Source organism: Escherichia sp. MOD1-EC6842 (assembly GCF_002965705.1).
Lineage (GTDB): Bacteria > Pseudomonadota > Gammaproteobacteria > Enterobacterales > Enterobacteriaceae > Escherichia > Escherichia ruysiae.
In genome coordinates, this window is record NZ_PTRF01000015.1 from 24,864 (window position 1) to 50,838 (window position 25,975).

The 25,975-nt window shown below is 43.2% G+C and carries 27 protein-coding genes; 12 read left to right on the plus strand and 15 right to left on the minus strand.

What is annotated here, in order from left to right; translation table 11 throughout:
* Positions 1 to 5: 5 nt before the first annotated feature.
* Positions 6 to 725: a (Fe-S)-binding protein gene (locus tag A7Z29_RS17155; RefSeq protein ID WP_001102104.1), complete on the minus strand. Its 720-nt coding sequence runs from the start codon at positions 723 to 725 to the stop codon at positions 6 to 8.
* Positions 726 to 1,218: 493 nt separating this feature from the next.
* On the opposite strand from A7Z29_RS17155, the gene A7Z29_RS17160 reads away from it, so the two are divergent.
* Positions 1,219 to 2,772 (plus strand): L-lactate permease, encoded by a 1,554-nt coding sequence (locus A7Z29_RS17160; protein ID WP_105290522.1) that lies wholly within the window; start codon positions 1,219 to 1,221, stop codon positions 2,770 to 2,772.
* 185 nt (positions 2,773 to 2,957) lie between these two features.
* Here A7Z29_RS17160 and rclR read toward each other — a convergent pair whose 3' ends face one another.
* Complete coding sequence (gene rclR, locus A7Z29_RS17165) at positions 2,958 to 3,821, minus strand: reactive chlorine-specific transcriptional regulator RclR (protein WP_000339577.1); 864 nt, start codon at positions 3,819 to 3,821, stop codon at positions 2,958 to 2,960.
* Positions 3,822 to 4,047: 226 nt separating this feature from the next.
* Between rclR and rclA the strand changes: the two genes are divergently transcribed.
* The 4 genes from rclA (at position 4,048) to A7Z29_RS17185 (ending at position 7,395) form a co-directional block, all read left to right on the plus strand.
* Positions 4,048 to 5,373 carry a reactive chlorine resistance oxidoreductase RclA gene (gene rclA / locus A7Z29_RS17170; RefSeq protein WP_105290523.1) on the plus strand — a complete coding sequence of 442 codons (1,326 nt, stop codon included), beginning with the start codon at positions 4,048 to 4,050 and terminating at the stop codon, positions 5,371 to 5,373.
* Positions 5,374 to 5,481: 108 nt separating this feature from the next.
* Positions 5,482 to 5,718: a reactive chlorine resistance periplasmic protein RclB gene (gene rclB / locus A7Z29_RS17175; RefSeq protein ID WP_000475154.1), complete on the plus strand. Its 237-nt coding sequence runs from the start codon at positions 5,482 to 5,484 to the stop codon at positions 5,716 to 5,718.
* An 11-nt stretch (positions 5,719 to 5,729) separates the two neighbouring features.
* A complete protein-coding gene (rclC, locus tag A7Z29_RS17180; RefSeq protein WP_105290524.1) occupies positions 5,730 to 6,317 on the plus strand; it encodes a reactive chlorine species resistance protein RclC in 588 nt (195 codons plus the stop codon).
* Between the two features lie 178 nt (positions 6,318 to 6,495).
* Positions 6,496 to 7,395: a LysR family transcriptional regulator gene (locus tag A7Z29_RS17185; RefSeq protein ID WP_105290525.1), complete on the plus strand. Its 900-nt coding sequence runs from the start codon at positions 6,496 to 6,498 to the stop codon at positions 7,393 to 7,395.
* Between the two features lie 168 nt (positions 7,396 to 7,563).
* Here A7Z29_RS17185 and A7Z29_RS17190 read toward each other — a convergent pair whose 3' ends face one another.
* Both A7Z29_RS17190 and A7Z29_RS17195 read right to left on the minus strand, forming a co-directional pair.
* Positions 7,564 to 8,613, minus strand: a complete 1,050-nt coding sequence (locus tag A7Z29_RS17190; protein ID WP_000848741.1) for an NAD(P)-dependent alcohol dehydrogenase — start codon at positions 8,611 to 8,613, stop codon at positions 7,564 to 7,566.
* A gap of 162 nt (positions 8,614 to 8,775) precedes the next feature.
* Positions 8,776 to 9,645, minus strand: coding sequence for an aldo/keto reductase (locus A7Z29_RS17195; RefSeq protein WP_123058417.1), 870 nt, complete (start codon positions 9,643 to 9,645; stop codon positions 8,776 to 8,778).
* Positions 9,646 to 9,895: 250 nt separating this feature from the next.
* Between A7Z29_RS17195 and A7Z29_RS17200 the strand changes: the two genes are divergently transcribed.
* The gene (locus A7Z29_RS17200; protein ID WP_105281029.1) at positions 9,896 to 10,747 is read left to right on the plus strand and encodes an aldo/keto reductase; all 852 of its coding nucleotides are present in this window, start codon (positions 9,896 to 9,898) and stop codon (positions 10,745 to 10,747) included.
* Positions 10,748 to 10,773: 26 nt separating this feature from the next.
* Positions 10,774 to 11,763 carry an aldo/keto reductase gene (locus A7Z29_RS17205; protein WP_001172296.1) on the plus strand — a complete coding sequence of 330 codons (990 nt, stop codon included), beginning with the start codon at positions 10,774 to 10,776 and terminating at the stop codon, positions 11,761 to 11,763.
* 34 nt (positions 11,764 to 11,797) lie between these two features.
* On the opposite strand, the gene A7Z29_RS17210 is transcribed toward A7Z29_RS17205, so the two are convergent.
* Together A7Z29_RS17210 and A7Z29_RS17215 are read right to left on the minus strand one after the other, a co-directional pair.
* The gene (locus A7Z29_RS17210; RefSeq protein WP_085460420.1) at positions 11,798 to 12,691 is read right to left on the minus strand and encodes a LysR family transcriptional regulator; all 894 of its coding nucleotides are present in this window, start codon (positions 12,689 to 12,691) and stop codon (positions 11,798 to 11,800) included.
* 188 nt (positions 12,692 to 12,879) lie between these two features.
* Positions 12,880 to 13,806 (minus strand): LysR family transcriptional regulator, encoded by a 927-nt coding sequence (locus A7Z29_RS17215; RefSeq protein WP_105290527.1) that lies wholly within the window; start codon positions 13,804 to 13,806, stop codon positions 12,880 to 12,882.
* Between the two features lie 156 nt (positions 13,807 to 13,962).
* Between A7Z29_RS17215 and A7Z29_RS17220 the strand changes: the two genes are divergently transcribed.
* The 3 genes from A7Z29_RS17220 to ykgR all read left to right on the plus strand — a co-directional run bounded on the left by A7Z29_RS17220 (position 13,963) and on the right by ykgR (position 16,936).
* Entirely contained in the window at positions 13,963 to 14,883 is a 921-nt protein-coding gene (locus tag A7Z29_RS17220; RefSeq protein WP_105290528.1) for an alpha/beta hydrolase, read from the plus strand.
* A gap of 299 nt (positions 14,884 to 15,182) precedes the next feature.
* Positions 15,183 to 16,325 carry an NADH-dependent flavin oxidoreductase gene (locus tag A7Z29_RS17225; protein ID WP_105290529.1) on the plus strand — a complete coding sequence of 381 codons (1,143 nt, stop codon included), beginning with the start codon at positions 15,183 to 15,185 and terminating at the stop codon, positions 16,323 to 16,325.
* A gap of 509 nt (positions 16,326 to 16,834) precedes the next feature.
* Positions 16,835 to 16,936, plus strand: a complete 102-nt coding sequence (gene ykgR / locus A7Z29_RS17230; RefSeq protein WP_000662205.1) for a small membrane protein YkgR — start codon at positions 16,835 to 16,837, stop codon at positions 16,934 to 16,936.
* A 402-nt stretch (positions 16,937 to 17,338) separates the two neighbouring features.
* Here ykgR and A7Z29_RS17235 read toward each other — a convergent pair whose 3' ends face one another.
* Complete coding sequence (locus A7Z29_RS17235) at positions 17,339 to 17,581, minus strand: YdgH/BhsA/McbA family protein (protein ID WP_105290530.1); 243 nt, start codon at positions 17,579 to 17,581, stop codon at positions 17,339 to 17,341.
* A gap of 221 nt (positions 17,582 to 17,802) precedes the next feature.
* The gene (locus A7Z29_RS17240; RefSeq protein ID WP_105290531.1) at positions 17,803 to 18,525 is read right to left on the minus strand and encodes an SDR family oxidoreductase; all 723 of its coding nucleotides are present in this window, start codon (positions 18,523 to 18,525) and stop codon (positions 17,803 to 17,805) included.
* 98 nt (positions 18,526 to 18,623) lie between these two features.
* Here A7Z29_RS17240 and A7Z29_RS17245 point away from each other — a divergent pair, with 98 nt between their 5' ends.
* Positions 18,624 to 19,523 (plus strand): LysR family transcriptional regulator, encoded by a 900-nt coding sequence (locus tag A7Z29_RS17245; protein WP_105290532.1) that lies wholly within the window; start codon positions 18,624 to 18,626, stop codon positions 19,521 to 19,523.
* Positions 19,524 to 20,441: 918 nt separating this feature from the next.
* Here A7Z29_RS17245 and gapS1 read toward each other — a convergent pair.
* The 5 genes from gapS1 to A7Z29_RS23505 all read right to left on the minus strand — a co-directional run bounded on the left by gapS1 (position 20,442) and on the right by A7Z29_RS23505 (position 24,016).
* The gene (gapS1, locus tag A7Z29_RS17250; RefSeq protein ID WP_286135378.1) at positions 20,442 to 21,851 is read right to left on the minus strand and encodes a GapS1 family protein; all 1,410 of its coding nucleotides are present in this window, start codon (positions 21,849 to 21,851) and stop codon (positions 20,442 to 20,444) included.
* A 628-nt stretch (positions 21,852 to 22,479) separates the two neighbouring features.
* Positions 22,480 to 22,659, minus strand: coding sequence for a hypothetical protein (locus A7Z29_RS17255; protein WP_031624997.1), 180 nt, complete (start codon positions 22,657 to 22,659; stop codon positions 22,480 to 22,482).
* Positions 22,660 to 22,952: 293 nt separating this feature from the next.
* The gene (locus A7Z29_RS17260; RefSeq protein WP_105290533.1) at positions 22,953 to 23,480 is read right to left on the minus strand and encodes a MerR family transcriptional regulator; all 528 of its coding nucleotides are present in this window, start codon (positions 23,478 to 23,480) and stop codon (positions 22,953 to 22,955) included.
* Positions 23,481 to 23,579: 99 nt separating this feature from the next.
* Positions 23,580 to 23,852, minus strand: a complete 273-nt coding sequence (locus tag A7Z29_RS17265) for a hypothetical protein (protein ID WP_000773311.1) — start codon at positions 23,850 to 23,852, stop codon at positions 23,580 to 23,582.
* Positions 23,849 to 24,016 carry a hypothetical protein gene (locus A7Z29_RS23505; RefSeq protein ID WP_198599426.1) on the minus strand — a complete coding sequence of 56 codons (168 nt, stop codon included), beginning with the start codon at positions 24,014 to 24,016 and terminating at the stop codon, positions 23,849 to 23,851. The genes A7Z29_RS17265 and A7Z29_RS23505 overlap by 4 nt, the downstream gene beginning before the upstream one ends.
* A 15-nt stretch (positions 24,017 to 24,031) precedes the next feature.
* On the opposite strand from A7Z29_RS23505, the gene A7Z29_RS17270 reads away from it, so the two are divergent.
* On the plus strand, positions 24,032 to 24,232 hold the full coding sequence (locus A7Z29_RS17270) for a hypothetical protein (protein ID WP_105290534.1): 201 nt from the start codon (positions 24,032 to 24,034) through the stop codon (positions 24,230 to 24,232).
* Positions 24,233 to 24,294: 62 nt separating this feature from the next.
* Here the strand turns inward: A7Z29_RS17270 and A7Z29_RS17275 are convergent, their stop codons facing one another.
* Both A7Z29_RS17275 and A7Z29_RS17280 read right to left on the minus strand, forming a co-directional pair.
* Entirely contained in the window at positions 24,295 to 24,618 is a 324-nt protein-coding gene (locus A7Z29_RS17275) for a hypothetical protein (RefSeq protein WP_105290535.1), read from the minus strand.
* A 63-nt stretch (positions 24,619 to 24,681) separates the two neighbouring features.
* On the minus strand, positions 24,682 to 25,824 hold the full coding sequence (locus A7Z29_RS17280; protein WP_105290536.1) for a hypothetical protein: 1,143 nt from the start codon (positions 25,822 to 25,824) through the stop codon (positions 24,682 to 24,684).
* Between the last annotated feature and the right edge of the window lie 151 nt (positions 25,825 to 25,975).

Genomic DNA, 25,975 nt, shown 5'->3' on the forward strand with positions numbered 1-25,975 from the left:
TATCCTCAGCGGCTCATCAGCACTTCAGCAATATGCATCACTTTGACTTTCTGCCCTTCACGTTGTAATCGCCCACTAATGTTCAGCAGGCAACTCACGTCAGCGCCAATTAAATACTCAGGGCGGACTTCCATCAGGTGCGAAACTTTTTCTTTCACCATCTCGCCGGATATTTCGGCCATTTTGACCGAGAACGTGCCGCCAAACCCGCAGCAAGTGTCCTGTTCGGCAAAGGGCAACAGCTCCAGTCCGCGTACATTTTTCAGCAGCGTAAGTGGCTCGTCCTTCACCCCCAGCTTACGGGACAGGCTGCAAGATGGGTGATACACCGCTCTCCCCTGCAAGCTGGCGCCGACATCCACTACCCCTAATTTATTAACAATAAAAGAGGTGAGATCCTGCATACGCGCGGCAACCTTTTCGGCACGTAATGCCCATTCAGGTTCATCCGCCAGATACGTCGGGTAACTTTTTACGGCATAGGTGCAGGAACCAGCAGGTGAAATAATGGGATCGTCGTTATCCTCCAGTGCAGCGATCAGATTTTTCATCCCCGGAATCGCTTCTTTGATATAACCACTATTGATCGCAGGCTGACCACAGCATCCCTGTTTCTCCGGGAAATTTACGCGACAGCCGAGTTTTTCCAGTAGCAGCACGGAGTCTCGTGCCATCCTTGATTTCAGTGCATCACCAATACAGGTAACAAAGAAATTTACATTCACAACCAACACTCCATTACTTCATTTCTGTTTATGCCCGATGGCAACCACCCCTTCTGGGTTATCAATCATCAATAAAAATAGGGGCTCTTTTTTATTAAGTAATAAAATACAATTCCAAACTCATTTGTATGACAAAACAGATAATCCGTCATTCAATACCTGGATGCAATAACTAATTTTATTTCTTTCGGCATCGCTCACATTTTTATAAAGACATCAGCTATCAACACTGGGGTGAAAATTTGACTTAAGTGGGTCACAAAATTCATAAACCCGACCTTGAATACCTATTTAGAGTTACTCATTCAGGAGCTGTTAAAATATACATGTATTGTTTTATAAATCAGAACATTAACAATAAATATACAAACATTAACAATGTGTAATTTTATTTTACTGAAGCGATTCAGTTTGCATTTTTTATTTTAATAATGAGATAACCTCCATCGGAAAAATAGATAAACAAGGTCGATAAATATAGTCAGGAATAGAAATGCACGGATATTTAATGTTTGCTATTGCACTCTCACCTTTGCTCCTTATGGTATTTTTGATTCTGAAACTGAAGATGCCTGTTCATTATTCAGTTCTGATATCACTGGCATTTACAGCGGCTTTATCTGTCCTGTTCTGGGACATGCCAATACAGAATCTGAAAGCCTCAGTGGGTTATGGCGCACTCAAAGGATTATGGCCGATCGTGATTGTGATCCTCGGTGCAATATTCAGTTATAACGTCATGCAGGCAACCAAAGCTCTGGATATTCTCCGCGATATTCTCGCCAGTATTAGCGAAGATAAGCGTATCCAGGTGCTCCTTATTTCATGGTGTTTTGGTGGTTTTCTTGAGGCTGCTGCCGGCTACGGTACTGCGGTCGCCATTCCTATTGGTATCCTCATCGCGTTGGGATTAAACCCACTGAAAGCCGCAATTGCTTCACTGGTTGCCAATACGGTGCCTACAGCGTTTGGGGCGGTAGGTATTCCGGTTTCAATCCTCGCCGAGCAGGTTAATCTGTCTGTTTACACCTTAGGTGGCACAATTATTCTTCAATTAGCGATTTTTAATCTCCTGCTGCCCTTTGTCATTATTTGTATTATTGGCGGCGGCGTGAAAGCGATTCGCGGCGTATTCCTTATCACACTGCTATGTGGCATCGCGACACTTATTCCGCAATACTTTGTTGCCGTCCATCTTGGTGCCGAATTGCCCGCTTTTGCTGGCAGCCTGGCTAGCCTTTTCGCTGTCGCAATTGCCAGCCGTCTGCGCAAAGGTGAAGTAGACCCAGAGTGGCGTATTGAAGCCAGCCATACCCGTGAAATGGCACCACGTTCGGCAAAGGTGCTGTTCCGGGTCGGTTCTATTTACCTGTTTATTTTTGTCTTTATTCTGCTGTGCTCACCGTTATTCCCAACGATAAAAGCAGCAGCATCTCAGCTGGCTTCAGTGCTGCATTTTTCACTGGTCGATGGCGGGACATTAGCGTTAAAAATAGAATGGCTCACAACGCCTGGAATGTTGATTATCTTTGCAACTATTCTCGGCGGTTTTATTCAGGGGGCATCAGCACGCGGTATGCTGGAAGTATTTATCAAAACCGTATTCCAGCTTAAAAATTCTATTATTGCGATTATGGCCATTGTCGCCATGGCAACAGTTATGGATCTCAGCGGCATTATTTCTACGTTGGCACGGTCAATTGTCGATCTCACCGGAAGTTCATACGTCTTTCTCGCGCCGGTCATTGGTGCGCTGGGTACTTTTGTCACCGGCAGCGATACTAACTCGAATATTTTGTTTGGCAAACTACAAACTATTGCAGCCAGCAAGCTGCATATCGATCCCAATTGGCTGGCGGCGGCAAATACTTCCGGTGCCACGGGTGGGAAAATGATTTCACCGCAAAGTATTGCCATTGCCGTTTCTGCCACAAAAATGGAAGGGCAAGCCAATCAAATAATGTCTGGCACCATGAAATACTGCTGTGCTTACATCGCAATACTTGGCTTAAAAGTAGGTCTCTTTTATTTCTGGTTTATGCGATAAAGTGGTTTTCTTAACCATACGCTTTTATATGGATAAGGATGCACACAAAGATTAAGTAACAGAAATCTTACCTTTAGAATGCCTGGATGTTCTTTATTTCTACCAGAACATCCGGCTGTTTTTCCCCGCTACGCTGAGTATGACTTGCTCTATTTTTATAACAGGTAATCTTATCCATACTTAGCTTATAAGATAACCTCCTGAAGCTGTCTGACTCTTTCCCGATATTCACCTGGAGTACAGCCAAACTCGCGAACAAAAGCCTTGTGAAAGGATGATTCACTGGCATAGCCTACTGACTCAGCGATCACCACGACGGGGAGCGTTTCCCGGGAAAACCGCTGAGCCGCTATTTGTAGCCGCAACTTTGTTAATACAGCCAGTGGCGTGGTTCCAGAAACATCACGAAAAAGTTGGGCAAAACTTGCCCTGGACATGTGAACGATGCTGGCCAGCGATTCGACTGTCCAGGGATGGCCAGGTATTTCCAGCATTTGCTGAATCACCGCGCCAAGGCGAGGATGAAGCAACAAACTGAGAATATTTTTCTCCGTATTAGCCTGTACGATCCATCCACGCACGGCGAGTGTAAAGAGTGTGGCGCATACCTGGCTACACAGAGCATCCGCTCCCGGCATTGCCGCTCTGGATTCCTGTTGTAAAAAAGGAATCGCCTCCCTCAGCCAGTTAAACTCCACGCTGTCACTTTCCGGTGCTAAAAACAGAGCTTCCGGCAAAGAGGTCAAAAAATAACGCGCCGAACGTTGCAGCCGAAGAGTGCCGCATACGATACAGGTCGATTCATTTTCAATGTGACTCAGGCGATGAGCTGAGTTTTGTGGTAGCAGAACCACATTCCCAGGGCGCAATGTAAAGGTCTGCCCCGCCGGCATTTCCAGTTTCGCCGCACCTTGTGTTAACACATGCCAACGAATAACCGATAGTTCCCCCGCAACATGTGGAAGCTGCCAGTCACTTCCTAACTCGCAATTTTTATCGATCGTTCCTTGTGGAGCGTTAAGCATCAACAAACGGCTAAGGGCATCCATATCAGACTCCTGAGTAGTTTTTTGATTATAGATAGCAATAATCTTATATAAGACTTAAGCCAATATCATCAATAAGTTAATCATCATCGTTATATTGTGACCCTGATTAAAAAACAACGAACATCAGACGATAAGACAAAATATCAAGCGTTGTGAAGAAGTGTTATTTGCGCATTTACGTCTATAGTCATTACGTCAAATGAATACGTTTCGACAGGAAATTATCATGAATAAATATCAGGCAGTTATTATTGGTTTTGGTAAGGCAGGAAAAACATTAGCCGTCACGCTGGCTAAAGCGGGTTGGCGTGTGGCTCTCATCGAACAATCGAATGCAATGTATGGCGGGACATGTATTAATATCGGCTGCATCCCAACCAAAACATTGGTTCATGACGCACAACAGCACACAGATTTTTCCCGTGCCATGCAGCGTAAAGATGAGGTCGTCAAATTCTTACGCAATAAGAATTTCCATAATCTTGCGGATATGCCCAATATCGACGTGATCGTCGGGCAAGCGGAGTTTATCAATAATCATATTCTGCGTATTCATCGACCAGAGGGAAATCTGGAGATTCACGGTGAGAAAATTTTTATTAATACCGGCGCACAAACTGTGGTTCCATCAATTCCAGGAATAACCACGACGCCAGGCGTCTATGATAGTACCGGATTACTTAACCTGAAGGAATTACCCGAACATTTAGGTATTTTGGGCGGGGGATATATTGGCATTGAGTTCGCCTCTATGTTCGCTAATTTTGGCAGTAAGGTGACTATTTTCGAAGCAGCGCCTCTGTTTTTGCCTCGGGAAGATCGGGACATTGCTGATAATATCGCGACTATTTTACGCGAGCAGGGAGTGGATATTATCCTCAACGCCCATGTGCAGCGTATCAGCCACGATAAAAATAAAGTACAAGTGCATACCGGACACACTCAACTGGCGGTGGATGTCCTGTTAATTGCTTCCGGTCGCCAGCCTGCTACCGCCTCGTTAAAACCAGAAAATGCCGGGGTTGCGGTGAACGAGCGCGGGGCAATTGTCGTTGACAAGCGATTACATACCACCGCAGACAATATTTGGGCGATGGGAGATGTTACCGGCGGGCTGCAGTTTACTTATATTTCACTGGATGATTACCGCATTGTGCGCGATGAGTTACTGGGAGAAGGCAAACGTAATACTGATGATCGGAAAAATGTGCCTTATTCCGTATTCATGACTCCTCCACTGTCTCGGGTTGGTATGACAGAAGAACAAGCCAGAGAGAGTGGTGCAGATATTCAGGTGGTTACATTGCCTGTAGCGGCAATTCCGCGCGCCAGAGTGATGAACGATACCCGTGGGGTATTAAAAGCGATTATCGATAATAAAACCCAACGTATATTAGGGGCATCACTGCTATGTGTTGACTCCCACGAGATGATCAATATTGTGAAAATGGCGATGGATGCCGGGCTGCCTTATAGCATATTACGCGATCAGATATTTATTCATCCGTCGATGAGCGAATCACTCAATGATCTATTTTCATTAGTCAAATAAACCTAAAATCAGACGCCAGGACAAATATTCTGGCGTCTCAGAGAAAACAATTTTATCAATTTTTGCTTATTCTATAATTCCTCAATCACTTCATTGATGGTATTTTATATGTTTAAAAAAACTGTTTTATTTGCAATGCTATTATCTGGTGTTATGGCTTTTTCCACCAATGCAGATGACAAAATAGTTCTGAAACATGTCAGCGTCTCGTCAGTATCAGCATCACCGACAGTTCTGGAGGATGCCATTGCTGATATCGCCAGAAAACATGACGCATCATCATGGAAAATTACCTCCATGCGGATTGATAACAACTCAACCGCGACGGCAGTATTGTATAAATAAGGACGTTGATAATGAAAAAATACCTGCACCTGTTAAGTCGGGGAGATAAAATTGGCCTGACATTGATTCGTCTGAGCATTGCGATTGTTTTTATGTGGATTGGGTTATTAAAGTTTGTCCCTTACGAGGCCGACAGCATTACACCATTCGTCGCGAACAGTCCGCTAATGTCGTTCTTCTATGAACATCCAGAAGAATATAAACAGTACCTGACTCACGAAGGCGAATATAAGCCGGAAGCCCGGACATGGCAAATTGCTAATAATACCTATGGTTTTTCCAATGGCCTTGGCGTCGTGGAGGTGATGATTGCTCTGCTGGTGTTAGCAAATCCTGTTAACCGGTGGTTGGGTTTATTGGGTGGATTAATGTCATTTGCCACACCGCTGGTAACACTCTCATTTTTAATCACCACTCCTGAAGCCTGGGTGCCGGCTCTGGGGGATGCTCATCATGGTTTTCCCTATTTATCTGGAGCCGGTCGTCTGGTGTTGAAAGATACCCTGATGCTGGCTGGCGCAGTCATGATAATGGCTGATTCGGCGCGGGAAATCCTTAAACAACGAAGTAATGAGTCATATTCAGATTTTAAAATTTAACCCTTTATAATCAGAACAGAATCTGTTGTTTAATTTTTCAGGCGTCAGTTTTCCCTTTGTACAGGTAAGGCTGACGCTATTTTTATGCTCAATGTTTCCTTGTTTAAGGTTGGGGCTTACCATATCTCTCACGCTAACATGTAAACAGATATCTTTTTTCCGCAATGAGAGGCAGAGAGTGGCACGAGAAAATCTTAATGATTTAATGGCATTCATCGTTGTTGCGCGTGAAAAGAGTTTCACCAGGGCTGCTGCTCAATTGGGGATATCACAATCAGCTTTGAGTCACAGTATGCGCACCCTTGAATCTCGTCTGGGTATGAAACTCCTCACTCGCACCACCCGCAGCATATCGCTGACGGATGTAGGGCAATCAATGCTTGATGAGCTGGGGCCTTATATTGATGGGATTCAGGGAACATTGCAGCAACTAAAAGATCTCAACAAGAAGCCTGCTGGAACCGTTCGAATATCCACATCTGATTACGCTATCAGGTCTGTCATCTGGCCAAAACTTGAGCCATTACTAAAAGAATATCCGGATATAAATCTGGAATTAATTGATGATTATACTTTAACGGATATTGTATCCGGCCGATTCGATGCAGGAACGCGCCTGGGAGAACAGATATCCAGCGGTATGATCTCTGTACGTATTGGTCCCGACGTGCGCTTTGCTGTTGTCGGTTCGCCAGCATATTTTTCTCAACACCCTTTGCCAAAACATCCAGATGACCTTATTAGTCATAACTGCATTAATCTTCGTTTTCCAACGCATGGCAATCTGTATGCGTGGGAGTTTGAAAAAGAAGGAAAAAGCCTGAATGTAAAAGTCAGCGGTCAACTGGTGTTTAGCCGTATCTATCAAAATTTGCAGGCGGCGTTAGAGGGCTACGGCCTGGCGCATGTTCCACGCGATATTGCGGAAAAATACATCGCCAGCGGCGAACTGATCAGTGTACTTGAAGACTGGTGTCCTTATTGGGATGGTTATTATATTTATTACCCGGAAAACAGAAATCACTCAAAAGCATTCCAGCTGGTTGTTGATGCGCTACGCCATCATAAAAAAAACTGAACATCAGGCAGACAAAAGCCAGGGCTATCGCAAGGCTCTGGCTTTTTAATATCATTATGTCTGTTAGTGCTCAGCGAAAATTCCTGCTCTCAAACACATTTTTGGTTCCATTATTGAACGCCTTTCTTGTGAGTTGCTGGAAAATATACACTGCAGTGAATTATTCCGTTACTCAGCATTCAGTGACGCCATATCAATAACAAAACGATGTGCCATATCCCCTTTTGCAAGGCGAGCAAAAGCATCGTTTATCTGATCAATATTGATCATTTCACATTCGGGATAGATATTATGCTTCGCGCAGAAATCCAGCACTTCCTGTGTTTCTGCAATACCGCCGATGAGTGAGCCAGCAACACGGCGACGCCCCATAATCAGAGGGATCGTAGACGGTTCTTCCATTGGCCCAACCTGTCCAACAATAACTAATGCACCATCAATATCTAACAATGGGGTGTAGATATTCAGGTCATGTTTAACGGGAACCGTATCGATAATCAAATCGAATGCACAGGCTGACATCTGTAATGCCTCAGGATCTGAAGACGGGAGAATGCCTTTTGCACCGAGCAATTTTGCGTCTGCCTCTTTGCTTTTAGTCCGGCTGATCACAGTAACGTCAGCCCCCATCGCGACAGCCAGTTTTACAGCCATATGACCTAAACCGCCTAACCCAATAACGCCAACACGGCTGCCTGGGCCAACATTCCAGGTTCGTAATGGTGAGAATGTGGTAATTCCGGCACAGAGAATCGGCGCAGTTTTGGCTAAATCCATATTTTCAGGGATCCGCAGTACAAATTCCTCACGAACCACAATATGTTTGGAGTAGCCTCCCTGAGTAATTTCGCCGCTGATCCGATCCTTAGCACCGTAGGTTGGCGTCATCCCGTGGCGGCAATACTGTTCTTCGCCTTGTTCACACTGGTCGCAATGCATACAGCTATCGACCATACAGCCAACGGCAACATGATCGCCTACTTGATATTTTTTAACCCCCTGCCCCACAGCTCTCACGATACCGACAATTTCGTGCCCCGGAATTAACGGATAAGGCTGAGGCCCCCAGTCACCATTAACTGTATGTAAATCTGAGTGACAAACACCACAATAAAGAATTTCAATGGCAATATCATTGTCCCGTAACTCACGACGTTTAAAATGATAAGGAACCAGTTTTGCGTCGGAAGAGAGTGCGGCATAACCGATAGTTTTCATAAAGTGCCTCTTCATTATGAAATGATTAATAATTTAAGAATCATATTCTTAAATCGCTGGTTAAAACCCATATTGTCTGATTTTACTATTTTATAAAACAAAACCTGTAAGCTCAGATAAAAACGTCATTATCCAAATAATATAGCCCAACAAATACTAAAATCAGTCATGTATTTTTACGCCAAGACAACCACGAACAAATTCAGGATTAAAATGTTTTACGGATTCACCAACATAGCCTAAATCAAGCGAACTAATTTGCTCCATTTCTGCCTCTGTCAGTGAAAAATCCCAGATGGCGAAGTTCTCTTCAATACGCTGTTGATGAGTTGATTTTGGGATAACAACCACGCCACGTTGAATATTCCAGCGCAATATCACCTGAGGAATCGTTTTTTGGTGGGCATCAGCAATACTCTGAAGCATTCTGTTTTCAAATGGCTTATGTCTTCCACCGCCTAGCGGAGCCCAGGCTTCAGGTTGCACATTATAGTGCTTCATGGTTGCCAGCGCCTCTGGTTGTGCAAAATAGGGATGCAGCTCAACCTGGTTCACCATTGGTTTTATTCTGACTGTTTCACAAAAGTTTGCTAATACATGAGGATAGAAATTGGAAACACCAATCGCTTTCAGTTTGCCTTCATCATAAGCGGCTTCCAGGGCTCGCCACGCACTGAAATAATCACGCATCGCCTGGTGCAATAAATAGAGGTCAAAATATTCAAGTCCCGATTTTTTTAACGATGCTTCAATTCCTGCTTTTGCTGTATCCTGATTAACCATATCCTGCACCCACAGTTTTGACGTAATAAATAACTCCTCACGGGTACAAAGACCTTCCGAAATGGCCTCACGAACAGCTTCACCGACAGCATCTTCATTACCGTATACCGCAGCCGTGTCGATAAGACGATACCCGGTTCGGATAGCACTTAACACTGACTGTTTACACTCTTCTTTATCGGTAACCTGAAAAACCCCAAACCCTATCATTGGCATTTTTAGGTTGTTGCTTAATACAGAAAACACCACGGTAAGCACCTCCATCAGGTATGACTTATTATTCTAAGTTAAAATACGACTCTCGATTAGTATGTAAATATCGATTTCACTTATGCAAATAATTCATCAATAAAATAGACCTACACGATAACAGTGCTACTCAATCAGCATTCTGGCAGATTAATGAATTTTGTTCATAGCCCCTGACAAATCCCGCCGTCTAATTGAATAACTCTCTTTACGTTATGCTTCCAATGAACAATAACGGGAGGCTAACACCATGCAAACTGTAAGACTGAACAACGGTATTGAAATGCCCTTGCTGGGTTTTGGTGTATTTCAGATGACCGATGCCACCGAATGCGAAAGAGCGGTCATTGACGCTATTGATACTGGTTATCGACTGATTGACACCGCCGCCTCATATCAGAATGAAACTCAGGTCGGGAATGCGCTGAAACAAAGCGGTATCGCGCGTAACGAACTCTTTGTCACTACTAAACTCTGGTTGCAGGATACCAGTTACGAAGGAGCCAAAGCCCAATTCGAACGCTCTCTGAATCGGCTGCAATTAGATTACGTTGACCTGTATTTGATTCATCAGCCTTACGGCGATGTCCACGGTGCCTGGCGTGCCATGGAAGAGCTGCACCAGGCAGGCAAGATCCGCGCTATTGGCGTCAGTAACTTCCATCCTGACCGACTGGCTGACCTTATCGCCTTTAATAAAGTGGTTCCGGCGGTCAACCAGATTGAAGTTAACCCCTTCAACCAGCAACTTCATGCCGTTCCGTGGATGCAAAGCCGTGGCATTCAGCCAGAAGCCTGGGCACCGTTTGCGGAAGGTAAAAATGGTCTGTTCCAGCATCCCGTGTTAACGGCAATTGGCGAGAAGTATGGCAAAAGCGTGGGCCAGGTTGTTCTTCGCTGGATCTACCAACGAGGCATCGTTTCACTGGCAAAATCAGTGCGCAAAGAACGCATGGAAGAGAATATCAACATTCTCGATTTTGAACTCAGTCCTGAAGATATACTGCAAATTACCGCCCTGGATACCGCAACCAGCGCGTTCTTCTCTCACCGCGACCCGGCGATGGTGGAATGGCTGACTGGCCGCAAACTTGATGTTTAAGCCGCGATAAAAGAGGTATTCATTCAATGCAAAAACGTTATCTGGGTAAATCCGGACTCGAAGTCTCCGCGCTTGGGCTAGGTTGCATGGGTTTAAGCCACGGCTACGGCCCGGCGACAGATACCCGTCAGGCTATCGAACTCATTCGTGCTGCGGTTGAACGCGGCGTCACCTTCTTCGATACCGCCGAAGTGTATGGTCCGTATCTGAATGAAGAAGTGGTCGGTGAAGCCTTAAGACCGTTTCGTGACCGCGTGGTGATTGCGACTAAATTTGGTTTTACCTTCGGCGATGATAATAAGCAGCAGATTCTAAACAGCCGCCCGGAACATATCCGTGAAGCCGTTGAAGGATCATTACGCCGCCTTAAGACAGATGTTATTGACCTGCTGTACCAACACCGTGTCGATCCGGATGTCCCGATTGAAGATGTTGCAGGAACGGTGAAAGACCTAATCGCAGAAGGTAAGGTCAAACATTTTGGCTTGTCAGAAGCGGGGGCACAAACCATTCGTCGTGCCCATGCGGTACAACCAGTCACCGCCCTGCAAAGCGAATATTCCATGTGGTGGCGTGAACCTGAACAGGAAATCCTGCCGTTGCTGGAGGAACTGGGGATTGGTTTTGTACCGTTCAGCCCATTAGGTAAAGGTTTCCTGACGGGGTCGATTAAGCCGGGGACAACTTTCGGTAAGGATGATTACCGTAGCACCGTACCGCGTTTCGCTGCACAAGCCATTGAAGTCAATGAAAAACTGGTCACTTTGTTAGGCGAACTGGCTGCGGAGAAAGGGGTAACCTCTGCACAAATCGCACTGGCATGGCTGTTAGCACAAAAGCCGTGGATTGTTCCCATCCCAGGCACCACTAAACTGCACCGGCTGGAGGAAAACCTGGCCGCTGTCGACATCGTTCTTTCGCAGAATGATACTCAGCAGATAACCCAGGCACTGGAAACGATTAAAATCGTCGGTGAACGTTACTCGCCTGAGCATCAGGCTCGCGTAGGCCGTTAATGCTCAAACGGAGCCACAGTAAAATGCGGCTCCGTTATTCTGCGTAGCGAAGTGCATCGATCATCAGCGCAAAAGCAGGCGGGTGCTGCTTACGGCTTGGATAGTAAAGGTAATATCCGGGGAAATAAGGACACCACTCCTGTAAAACCTGAATAAGCTCGCCTGACTTTATATGATCCTGAACCGCGTTTTCGGGAACACAGGCGATACCAAATCCTGATAATGCTGCATCAATTCTTTCTGGCAGCAAATTAAATGTCAGTTGCCCATCAACTCTGACCCGTAACAGTTTCCCTTCTCGCTCAAACTCCCAGTGATAAAGTCCACCGGCAGTTGGCAGACGCATATTGATGCAGCGATGATTTTGTAGTTCGTGAGGCGTTCCAGGCGCAGGGTTTGTAGCGAAATAAGACGGTGCACCCACTACAGCCATTCTCATGTCCGGCCCAATTCTTACCGCAATCATGTCCTTATCCACGCTTTCGCCCAGCCGTACCCCGGCATCAAAGCGACCTTCAACAATATCGACAAAACCGTTATCCACCACCAGTTCGACATTGATTTCGGGATACTCTCTGAGAAAGGGTTTTAGCTTCGGCCAGATCAGACTGCGCGCGGCATGTTCCCCGGCAGATAACCGAATATTCCCGGAGGGCGTGCCGTTCAGTTGAATAAGTGATTCCAGCTCCTGTTCAAGCTCGTCAATACGAGGCTCAAGACAGGCGATTATTCTCTCCCCCGCTTCTGTGGGAGCCACGCTGCGAGTCGTTCGGGTTAAGAGGCGGATATTTAACCTTTCCTCCAGAGCCTTAATCGCATGGCTGAGAGCTGACTGAGAAACACCAAGTTTGCCCGCTGCTTTGGTAAAACTTCGCTCCCTTGCCACCACAAGAAAGATTTGCAGTTCATTGAAGTTTTCTTTGAGCATTAGCGATTTCCTTGTAGAAGCATTCCCTTCAAAACGTACTTATGAAGGGTGTTCATAGACACAATCATTTTAGCCGTATTATTGGTAATAATGATAATCTATAAGTCTGAACTCTCAGGAAATTTATTATGAATAAACGTACCCTCACGATTGCGCTATTCTTCTTACCGATATTCTGACACACATCATTAATTTTCGATTTCTATTCTTTTCTCCACCATAAAATCGATAAAAGCACGAACTTTAGAGGGCATTCTCACCCGTGATGAAACATAAATATAAAATCCAGGAAATGAAACGGCCCAATCCTGAAGAATCGGCTGTAACTTGCCCGCATTGATGTGTTCAGCGATTGCAAAATCCAGATGTTGGATGATACCTGTCCCATTAAGCGCCATTCGTATCATGCTTTCGTCATCATTAGAAATATACTTCCCTGACACCTCTATTTCGAACTCTTCATTATTCCCCGTGACATTAGAAAACTCCCATGCTGAGAGTGCACCGCTACTTTTATGCCGCAACCGTAGACAATTATGGTTACTCAGTTCCTGAGGCGTTTCAGGAATACCGTGTTCTCTTAAATAATCTGGTGATGCCACGGTAACCAGTTTAATAAGCGGAGAAACAGGAACGGCAGTCATATGCTCATCCAGCCCTTGCTCAAGGCGTATGCCCACATCACAGCCGTCCGCAATAATGTTAGATAAACCGTCATCCATAATCAGTTCTATCTTTATTTTGGGGTAACGGGTAAGAAACTCGCCAATATGAGGCTCAACAAGCATCCTTGCTGCAACACGGGAGGAATTTATTCTCAATAGGCCAGTAGGTTCAAGTTGGGTATCACCGACATCTTTCAAAGCATCATCAATCTGCCCCAAAGCAGATACCAGCACGTCATACAGACGCTGCCCCTCTTCGGTAAGCGACATATTGCGGGTTGTACGGTATATCAGCTTGGTGTTAAGACGTTCCTCAAGAGATTTTAAATTTTGGGATAATGCCGCCCGCGTAATACCCATTTCAGAAGCGGCTCTGGAGAAACTTCCGGCTCGAACAATCAATGCAAACCAGGCAAGAGAAGGCAAAATTGAAGGCTCTATTTTCATCATTGTAAACCTTAACTTAACACTGTGATAGATATTAGACCATTGATGATAACCAATACAAGTCATACTATTACGCCGTTCGCGATATGAACACGAATGCCAGTTGCGGATAATAGAAATGATATTTAAATCTGTTTAGGCAAATCCCCGGAGCTTGAAATGAAAACTGTTTCGATAAAACATACCTACTGGTATATGGCTGCTGATATCTATTTCCCTGACGATTTTAATAGCGAGAAAAAATATCCTGCCATTATCAGCGCCCATCCTATTGGAAGCTGCAAAGAACAGACATCGGGTAGCGTCTATGGAGCAGCACTGGCAAAAGCAGGCTTTATCGTCATTGCTTTTGATGCCAGTTTTCAGGGAAGCAGTGGTGGAGAACCGCGTTATCTGGAAGATCCAACAATGCGAGTCAAAGACTTCAGCATTGTCGTTGATTACCTGACCACCTTACCTTACGTTGATGCCGAGCGTATTGGTGTTCTGGGCATTTGTGGTGGGGGTGGATATGCTATTAATGCCGCAATGACAGAACGTCGAATTAAAGCTATTGGTACTGTCACGGGTGCAAACTATGGGCGTCTTATGCGTGAAGGGTTTTCGGCGTTTGATCCTATCGGAGCACTCGAAGCAATGGCGCAACAAAGAACAGACGAAGCTAATGGCGCAAAACTTCGCGTAGATGATTTACTCCCCTCTTCTCCGGACGCAGCTCTTGAAGCGGGATTAACAGAAATAGATCTTTTTGAAGCAACAGAATATTATCGTTCGCCACGAGGCTGTGCGCCAAATGGGGTAAATCGTTCACTATTTTCTCATCAGACTGTTGCTGTGGGCTGGGATGCTTTTCATCTTGCAGAAGTCCTCTTAACTCAACCACTAATGGTTGTAGTGGGTGATAGAGTGGGCGCTTTTGGTGCATACCGTGACGGCTGCGAAATTATTGGTCGTGCTGCCTCAAAACATAAAGAGCTGGTCGTTGTGGAAGGTTATTCACATTACGACCTGTATGATAAGCCAGAACCCGTGAAACAGGCGCTCGATAAATTAATTCCTTTTTATAAAAAACATTTATAAGAATACTGCAGGGAGATACATTATCTCCCTGATATTCACCTTTACGGTAATAAGTTGAATTTAAAGAGTATTATTCTTGATTGCCGGCGCCAAAATTTTTACTAAGCACGAGAAATAAATATAGTTTAATAAATCAAGAATTAATGAAACCAATAGAGTTACCAATAATACTTAAACTTACTTTAAATAATAATTATCGAACTAAACAGCCAGGTATCAAAAATACATAGCCCCGGCTTCATGTAAAAACCTTTTCAAATAAATAGTTCGACAATCAGATAAACATCTGAGGTATTGCTATGACAAACAAATATCCATCATTGTTTTCTCCTTTTATGCTGACAGAAGAAATAAAATTACGTAATCGTATCGTTATGGCGCCTATGACGACCTGGTCTGCGAATCCTGATGGGACCATATCTGAACAGGAACTCGAATTTTATAAACGCCGTTCACAAAATGTTGGTCTGGTAATAACAGGATGCACCTATGTCACGCCAAGCGGCATTGGGTTTACTCATGAATTTGCCGCATATGATGACCGTTTCATTAACAGCCTTGAAAAATTAGCTGCTGCAGCCAAAAGTGGCGGAGCTCCGGCAATCCTGCAGATTTTTCACGCCGGTAATAAAGCTATCCCAGAGCTTGTGCCGAATCACGATGTTATTAGTGCCAGCGCATCAAGCGTAAAATCCGGTGATTTTATGAAGAGAGTGGTACAAAGCAGGGAAATGACTGAAAACGAAATTCAGGAAACTATCAGAGCATTCGGAGACGTCACAAAGAGAGCCATTAAAGCAGGTTTTGATGGCGTTGAACTTCATGGCGCGCATGGATTCCTTCTGCAGAATTTCTTTTCTCCTCTCTTTAACCGTCGTAATGATCGATGGGGAGGTGATCTCGAAAGACGTATGCGCTTCCCGCTGGCCGTATTACAGGAAGTAAAAAATGTAGTCTATGAATATGCGACCAGGCCCTTTGCTATCGGTTACAGAATATCCCCTGAAGAATCTGCAACAGGGGGGCTGCGGATAGAGGATACTTATAAACTCCTGGACCGGCTAATTTCATCCGGTATTTCGTATATACATACCTCGCTGGTCAGTGTTAACGATAGCTACCCCGTTGATTCGCCAAATGGACCACGAACCATTGAGCTGATTTTAAATCATATCGCAGGAAGAGTACCGGTAATCGCCGCAGGTAAAATACGCACGCCGTCTCAGGCTCAAGAGGCAATTTCTGTTGGCCTGCCACTTGTTGCAATCGGTAAAGGGCTGGTGATTAATCCAGAATGGGTGACTTTAGCTGAATCAGGTAGAAGTCATGAAATTCAAACAACCCTTAATCCACAGCGCGTTCCTGAATTAACCATTCCGGATAAACTATGGGATCAAATTCAGGCATCGAAAGGAACTGGCTGGTTTCCGTTAATGGATTAAATATCTATTTCCTTTGGAGAGGCGATAACCTGTTGTTCACATAATAGTAAAACTATCAAGCAAACTCGAACTCTGTTCAGGTTCACAAACTCTTTTAGATAATTAACCCGTCGCCGCAGCACACTCTTGCATATGGCGTGCCTGCGGTGTAATCCAGTAATGACTATTCCATATATTCGGCACTGTTGACAGCTTAATAGAACCCGATACGTCCTCTGATTACCAATAACGATATCTTGTATAATACCCTGAGAGATCCGACATTCTGAACAGTTGTGATATGTTTCCCCTGTGCCAATCGACGCCAGAATTGGTCACTCATGAGAGCAGACGCATCCACGGAGATGATTTCAGGTGATGTATATCGATGACTTTGCTGTCATAAGTGATGGCTGATGTGATACATCTTTTCAAATTTGTGATACACGTCAAAAAATTGGTTGACCAAACTCGTTATTTATATAAGGGCACTTACGAAGTGCACTCTTTTTTAAAGCGAGGAAGTACTAATGAAAGAGAATAAAATACAGCAAATCAGTAATAAACTGATTAATATCGTTGTTTTTGTTGCAATTGTAGAATACGCCTATTTGTTCCTCCATTTCTATTAATAACATCATAAAACAATTCACTTGCGTGATATTTAAAATATGTACCCCCCCCTGCTTTTCAAGCCATTTAGCGGCGTAAGAAAAAGTGTTGATTATGAATTCGACGGTTTAACAATATCTGTCTGACTGGCAACATAATCATCTGTGATTAATGCTGGCCTATTGATGACACCAGCATTAACCACTTAAGGATGTATTATTCCTGTTCATTTATAGAATGCGAAAGAGAGAGTAAATAAAACTGTGGCAAATATTACTTTAGCACACCAAACCGAAGCATCCGTAAAACTAGCAGAATAACTGGTACAGTAGGTTGGAATAGAGTCATTTGTCAGGCATTCCATTGCCATAACAATGACAATTTTGAATCAATATACAAGCTTTCTGGTAATGTATTACAATTTAATTCATTTGCTTTATAAAGCGTTTTTTATTGACAGGTGTTAACTTTGCTATCATATAAACTCTGTTCTTAAAAAACACTCCAAGAATTTTATATGATTTTCCTTGTTTTTCTGCCTGTAAAGATATTTCTTTCTCAGCACTGTCAATGGTTGAACCGACGGCAGTAACAGTTTTGGCGACGCTACTGAAGGACAATAAAGACAGAGCGGCAATGAAAATTAAAGAATACGTAGTATTCATGGTTATTATCCTGATAATTAAGAGTATGACTTTTTATATGCAAAGGAATTAAACAAGCGACAGTTTATTCCCTGATAAAATCATTTTACTGCAATTAAAACTCTATCTCCCTCGGGGTGAGAATGCATAATTTAGTGAATCTTGCCAGGCACGACAGAGGGATATGAAATTTCCTCCCGATATATTGAATAAAACGGGAATGTAAACATTAACATTATCCTTCAGTTTGTAGACGCCGTGGGTCTGATGGTAATTTCAGTTGTATCAACGCTTTCAGGAGATTCAATAATATGCCTTACTGCACGAGCTATATCTGCGGGTTGAAGTGCAACAGAACGGTAGGCGTCCATTGCCTTTATGGTTTCTACATGGGTAATGCTTGACGCTAGCTCACTTTCTACAACGCCAGGATTTACGCAGGTCACGCGTATTTTCGAACTTTCCTGCCGTAAGCCATCAGAAATAGCCCGTACAGCAAACTTAGTTGCACAATAGACTGCGCCAGTAGGCACGACAGAAAGAGCACCAATAGAACCAAGATTGATGATCTGACCGGAACCCTGTGCTTCCATCACCGGAAGTACGGCGCCAATTCCCCAAAGCACGCCCTTGATATTCACGTCAATAGTGAGCTCCCATTCATCCTGTTTTCCTGCTGCAAGCGGTGAAAGCGGCATAACGCCCGCATTATTGATAAGAACATCAACCCGGCCCCAGCTATCCAGCGCAGCTTGCACAAAACCGCTCATGGACTGTCGGTTTGTAACATCCAACGCCCGCGCTTTAGCAATACCGCCTGCGCGACAGATTTCTGCTGCAATGGCTCCGATCCGCTCAAGTCTGCGTGCTCCCAGTAAAACCTTCGCACCTGTCGTTCCCAGCTCTCTGGCAATACCTTCCCCAATACCACTTGATGCACCGGTGATTAATATGACCTTATCCATTACGTTCTCCTTCAAATGTGTTCGGAGAGATAATAGAACTTTATGATTGGTTCCAGTATCCTGCTTTCAATGTACTCAGTGGTTAGCTGCATTAAACAATGAAAATCGATCTTAATCTTTTACCCATTTTTATCGCGGTAGCAGAAGAGAGTAATTTCAGTAAAGCCGCCGCACGGCTGGGCGTTACCCGTTCAGCGGTCAGTCAGGGAATAAGACGGCTTGAAGATACTTTCGGGACAATGCTTGTAATGCGGACCACGCGCTCAGTTAATTTGACGGAAGCAGGAGAACGGCTGCACAAATCGCTGTCATTACCTTTATCCGGTATTGAGGCGGCGTTTGAAGAAATGGTATCTGACCATATGCCACGTGGACTTCTCAGAATCGCGGTGACGTCGATAGCTGAAGAATTTCTTTCAGGTCCGCTAATCGCTTCGTTTGCCGCTGCCAATCCTGCCGTTACGCTTGATATTGTAGTCACAGATGAGGAATTCGATATCGTAGCCGCAGGTTACGATGCTGGCGTAAGGCTCGGAGAAGTCATTGAAAAAGACATGATTGCTGTTCCCCTTACCGCCAGGCAGCGTGAAATGGTGGTTGCCTCTCCCTCCTATCTCGCAGCCAACAGCACACCTGCTCACCCGCGTGAACTTGTGAATCATAAGTGTATCGGCTGGCGTCAATCCCCGGATGTTGCGCCTTATCGCTGGCCATTTGAAGAAAACGGGAGAGCTTTCGACCTTGCGATTGAACCGCAGATTACGACTAATGATCTGCGTCTGATGTTGAGGCTGGCTCTTGCCGGCGGAGGCATAACAATTGCCACTCAGGAAACTTTCAGGCCGTATATTGAAAGTGGTAAGCTCGTATCTCTGCTTGATGACTTTCTTCCACAATTTCCTGGCTTCTATCTGTATTTCCCTCAGCGTCGCAATATTGCACCAAAGCTCCGCGCTCTGATTGACCACGTCAAGGAATGGCGACAGCAATTGGCTTAATTATCTGCACCTACACTGCCTCATGCCAGAGCATGTATTTTGATAAATTGCCAGGGTTGCAATGGCACAAATACGGCATAGGAGGGAAAACATGGAGCATTTAAATATGGAGTAACTGCTTGATTTAAATGGTGCGATAATAGGAACAAAACATAAACAACAAATACATTGATATTTAATAATATTTTCATGTTTCATTTTTATAGATACCCCCAAAAGTACCCCCAATAAATTTTCCCTTATCCCAAACTGGGCAAAAATCGACTATCTAGCACTCTTTTTCTTCGAGCCTCAGCCTCACCGGCAGGCAATGATGAAGGGCTGGTGGATGCCCAAGGATAACCACTAGTGTGAAGTATTTTTTATTTCGCGGGTGTGAAAATTTGACGAGGTGGGTAGTCACGAACAACTGGGTTACAGAGATTATACCGCCACCACCTATGTTAATGATGGCAATTATTAGTTGATATACCCACGCTCGTTTTCGCTTAATAGCAGAGCGTGCACAAAATTTACATATTTCCGTCTGCATTCATCTATCGACACAGGAATTCGAGATAGTGGATATGATGAAACAAATCAGTGCTGACATGTGAACATGTTTTCCCTACAAAAATGACTTAAAGCAGTCCATGATTCGGCTCTGAAATGCATAAGTTATGGCTGGAATCTTGTTGCACATGGATTACATGTCAATAGCAAGCACGTCTCTGAATGAAGCGTAATTTAACGCAGATATTATTGAAGCTGCTTAAGCTCATACAGATAAAATTGATAAAAAAATACAAATGCTCAACCTATCTCAAACAACGAGATAAATTAATAGTTTGATGGGCAATAAAATATATAAATAAAAAACACAACATTTAATATTGTAAGACTATGAGCAAGGGTGTTGATAATAACACCCTTGCTTAATTACCAATTAAAAATATAATCTTTTATTTTAAGATACATATCAACTTTCCCAGACCATTTTGATGCACTCTCTTTCATATTTTCAATAACATCATCAATCAGTAAGTCTCTTCCTTTTACAATCAATTGATCATCATCAATACCCTCTGGTGCAAATTCATATATGTGCATGCTTAGATTAGACTTCTGAGTATGAGGGAATGAATCTTTTTCCACACACATACCAATAAACTCATTAATAGATAGTTCTTTCTGTTTACACATCATAAGTAATAATTCGAACTCATCAATTGTTATATAGTAAATTCTTTTTAGATCAATGGGGATACTATGATATTTTTCAGATAACTCAGTTGATAGATCAGGGTTAATTAAATCCTGCACAACCATTGCATTTGATATATGATGATCCCGATGCACCACAATTAACATTGAATCTTTCGAAGATGGTTTTCTCATCTCTATTTTATTTAAATTAAAAGCACATTCCTGACCTTGATAAATCCCTTTAATAAAACTCTTATTCAACCTTTCCTTTAGCAACTGAGCATTATTAGATGTTTTAACGAACTTTGCAGGCTCTATTGCCTTCGAGTCAACATAAACTATTGAATCTCCTTCTGAAATAACAAAATCTACGGACTTGCAATTTTTTATTGCATTATCACTATAAATCTTCTTAACCTCCCTTTCAGTCTTAAAGTTATAATTGTACTTATCAAGAAAGCGAGAAATATAAAGTTCCATCGTCTTACCAAATTTTTCTTTATAAGATTCCTTATAGACCTGCTTGAACAATTCTGGAACTAGGTTGACAAACCCTGACTTCATGATTCTTTTGCATAATATCACTACACCATCGCCATCTAAAAACATTGGTTTACTGAGGAATGGTGTATCTTCATAATACTCAGCGGTAATGTTTTTATCCAATTTATATGGGGCAATAAAATCTCTTACACCATCAATTTTTAAGCATGTTAATTCCAAAAATCTTTTCACTTGTTCCGGACCAAATATCGGAACCAAGTTTATTATCAAGTGTTTAAATGGAATAACCTCTGATTCTACATCAGGATTAATACATGAAATAGCGGTAAAATAACATGCCATTTTGTAATAGCTTTCCAAATGTAAACCAGTACATTCTAAAAACTTATCTTTATAATATAATTCATCATTCAAGCAATACCAAATATACTGTCTTGTTAATGAATTGGCATTAAATTTATCAGTTGATTGATAAAGCAACTGATTTATCACCATTCGTCTAAGGCTTAGCATAACTTTATCATCAACGATTAAATTAGATGCTTCTAGTTGCAAGTTATAGATTAAGTTGATAATATCAATAAAATCATTTTTACTCATTTCTTTTGCAGGCTTTTTTCCTTCATGCAAAACTTCCATTTCATTGCCAGATAGCAACACCAAGGGAAATTGGAAACAATACCCACCTCGACATCCCTTACTTTTTGGAAGTGTTCATAAAAATTTCTCAAAAAAGAAACATCACTAAAATATGACAATCTTTTCTTAATCGCATCAACTTTTATAGAATATGACATTGGTGTCATTGTTTTTATTGCCACGCTCATAAAAAACCTTTTATGATAAACATAGAGAAATATTTTATTTAAAAATCATCAAATACACGTTAATAAATATACATTTTTTAATTTTGCGTGCAACCCTATCCCCAATCAATACAAAATATTGTGCACACAAAATTGAAGAAGCCTATAACTATAGGTGCCTACTGACACCTATCAAGAAACTTGTTCACCCCCGACACAATTTAATTTGGCGTAGCTCACAATGTTCTCCTCAGCACACCTACCCCCACTTTATAGGACAGTTTTCATGCAGTACAGGCATAAACAAAAGCTCATCAGTTCTGGTGGTTCCTCACCACGAACATGCAGATAATACCTCAAAACATCATGTAACAATGTTGGCATTACACCACCAGCCACAAAAAAGCCCTACCCTTAGGCTTAATGTTTGGCTTGGCTGTTGGCTTACCGTAACGCTCCGCTCACCGTCGCGGCCTGTCCGGTTTCTTCCACTGATACGGCCTCACATCATCCTGCTGGTGGCGTTCCTGTTGCAGCACAACGGAAACAGGCGCTGAACACCTGTTAATTTTGCTTGCTGGTTGTTTGATTTCGGCAATGCTGCGGATCATCTCCAGCAAATCGGCTTCGGTGATGGTCATGATTTACACCTTAGGAAATCTTAGGGGCTGGTTGACACTTTCCGGCTTGAGACCTTAACAAATCTTAACATCGCAGGTTGACACACTTGACACTTTTTCGCGAAAAACCTTATCAAACCTTAGCATTTCTAAGCATGGCAACTTGACACTTTTCGCGATTTTTTCGGCTTTTTGACGTGGTAAATCTGGCGCAAAGTCAGTAATGGCGAGGCTTCCAGCGAGGTTGACACTTTTTCGCGTTCAGAGTGTAAAGTGTCAACCTGGCAAGCTGCTCAACTTGACACTTTTTGATGTCATTGATGGTCTGATTTTTCCCATTCAGCCAGGGCGTTTAGCCCGGCTTCACTCCATGATTCCAGTTCATCGGGATAATCACCTGCAACATAGCAGAGTTCGCAACGCAGCATACGAATTGCCAGCCTGGCATTACCCCGCAAATTGTATTGTTCAAAGTAATGCTGCCCGTCGCAATCCTCAAGGCAGATAGCACCATCATCAAGAAATTGCACTTCCCAGCCTAATTCCCCGGCTGCATCCAGCACACGCTGCTGTATGCCCTCGTCCGTTGCTGGCGCAGGAATTTTACCGTCTCTGGCCTTAACTGCTTTCCAGAACTCGCCCCACGTCATTTCCAGCGTTCTTTCTGGCCACATTTCAGAAACTGCGTCTTTTCCCTGTGCTGGTGGGCTGTTCCGCTGCTCTGTCGCTTCCACATCGATTTTTTTACCGGACATGATCACTTCGCCTTTCTCGATCCAGTCGTAAACTGTCTGGCGGCTTACGCCTTTGTATTTGGCGTATTCGGCTTTACTCATCAACATGTAGCTCACCTCATGCGTATACGATAAAAAATAATTTCATGCGGAAAGGGAATGCGTTGTGGGTATGGAGGAAAGGGGCAATAACCGCCCCTTACTGATTCAGTTGCGCCAGGATGGCTGGCTAAGCGTGGTTTTCATTACATCATTGACGACCTGTTTTACGATTTCTGTGTTGGCAGTCGTGCTTTCAACATCAACAAAGCCATAATCGCCAATTTCCACCGTCAGGGATTCCAGTTTCTTCCCTAGAGCATCAGGCAACTCTCCACTGAACCGGTGCTGAAGATTTTCCACCAGCAACGCCCTGAATGCCTCGCTGTTCTCTTTTTTCTGCCATAGCTGGCGTTTATCCACTCTGATATTTAATTTCACAGTCTCACCTCTTTAAGTGCCTTATCCATCAGTTGCCGGGCGATAACATGAATCGACGGTGCCACACCAAGCACAGATTTCTGACGCTCTTCGTCCTGGATGCGTTGCAGGGCTTCGATCTGGCTCCGGGAAAGTAAAACTGGCTTTACTCCGTGATTTTTCATGATGCTCCCTTCTGAATGACAATAATTGCAATTATTGCACAAAATGAAATGATACCAACGATAATTGCAATAAATGAAACAAAAAGCATCAATAAACCAACCTTCAGCACTAAATGCTCTGATTTTTCTGCAAAAGTATGGCAGATGTTGCTGCATGCAAACATAAAGGAAATAGCAGAAGAAACAGCGGGGAGTGAAAAGGGGAAGTTTTTATAAATACACGATTGTCGCCCCACTGCAGGTTAACAGCCACAAGCTCCATGATAATAACTTGTTAATTATTTCATCAGATTTTTCATTACTTGCGCGATTGAGTACACAAGCAAAAACTCGGCAGCCGCAAGAGTATAAAAAACATAAATTCGCTTAGCCCACCGACGATGAAAGAACTCCTCAGCATGGCCGGATGTTCGAGATACAAGCCATGCACCTACTGCACACAGAGCAGGTGAAATGAGCACAGTTATAAACCAGATTGTGATGCCCATCCCATGCCTACTGATAATAGCCATTGGTATTGCAAAAATGAATGTTAGAGCAGCATTAGCTAATAGAATATCTTTTAAAGTATTTTCAATTAGTTTTTCTAGATTATCTTTCATCTAATCCCCCCGTTGAACATTAATATATAAAAGCCCCTTACTAAGGGGCTTTGCGCGGATTGTTTAAAGGGAACTTTTTTTCGCCCCATCAATTTCTGCCTGACAAATTTCGTCATTTGTAAATGAGTACTGCAGATAGACATATCCCTGAGTGGAATTGTTCGCTCTGGCCTCAATAGAGATAGTATCAATATTGTTTTTTAATGGTATTTCTTTTGTTCCCTTCCATGTGGCAGATAAGAAGCGTTCTTTTTTGTTTAGCCCCCTCATCCAGTCCTGAGGCTCTTTCCAAATTGAACCAGCCAGCAAAAAGTCTGTAGTATCAGCCTTTCCATACAGAGAACTTAAAGAATTTCTCAATTCTTCAAACTTGGATTTAAGAGCCAATCCATAGCTATCAGTATCAATATTTTTTCCTAAAGCCCGTATTTGACATAAACCAGCTTTCGGGGAGATCAACAAACCATACATTTCAAAATCTGCGTTTTGCTTCGGTAATTTATCAGAAGTATACAGATTTACACTGTCTGGTAGTGGCTTGAGCTTAGCACCGATCATATCTTCGATGTTTTTCTGTGTAAGACCGGCTTCTAAGCCGAACGGACCATCCGCTGGCGGGAGTAAAGGAAGTTGCTCTTGGGAATTTTTGGCTGTTACTTCCGTTTCAGTACTGTTTTTTGCGTCATTATCTTGTACTGATGCCAGCTTAACTTCAGCGAGGCCATACTTGGCTGTGAGGTACTTTTGCTGCAACATTGCCATGGTCTGCTCTTCAGTGGCAACAGTAGATAATTTTAGTACCTTTATCAGACCACCGCTATACTGACGAGCATCAGCTTTGGCTTCGTTGATTTTTGCATCTAAGCTGTCAATTTCAGTTTTAATTGAAGCCGCAAGCTCAGGATCAGGTTTAACTCCAGATACAACAACATCAATTTTAGCACCTGATTCAATAGCATTAATACGCTGTTCCAAAATCGCTTTATTAGTTCCTAATATTTCCAGTCTTGCTGTTGTCAGATTTTTTATCAACCCACCAGAAAACTGCTGGTCAACTTCCTTAGCTGCTGATATTTCACCTTCCGTTTGCGACAGTTCAACTTTAAGAGCCGCTACTTCCTGTTTCTGTTCTGGAGTTAACTCTTCTGGCCCACATCCGGTTAACATTACTATACCGACTAATGTTGCAATTAAAGTTTTATTCATATCCCTATTCCAAATGAAAATATTCAGATTAATCTTATCAGGAACCCAGATGCAATTGAATATTCATCTGCTCAGCAACGTAGTAGATTTCTTCAGAAAGCATCAACAAAAAACCAAGAGAATCCCATCCTCTGTTACTGACTACAATTGT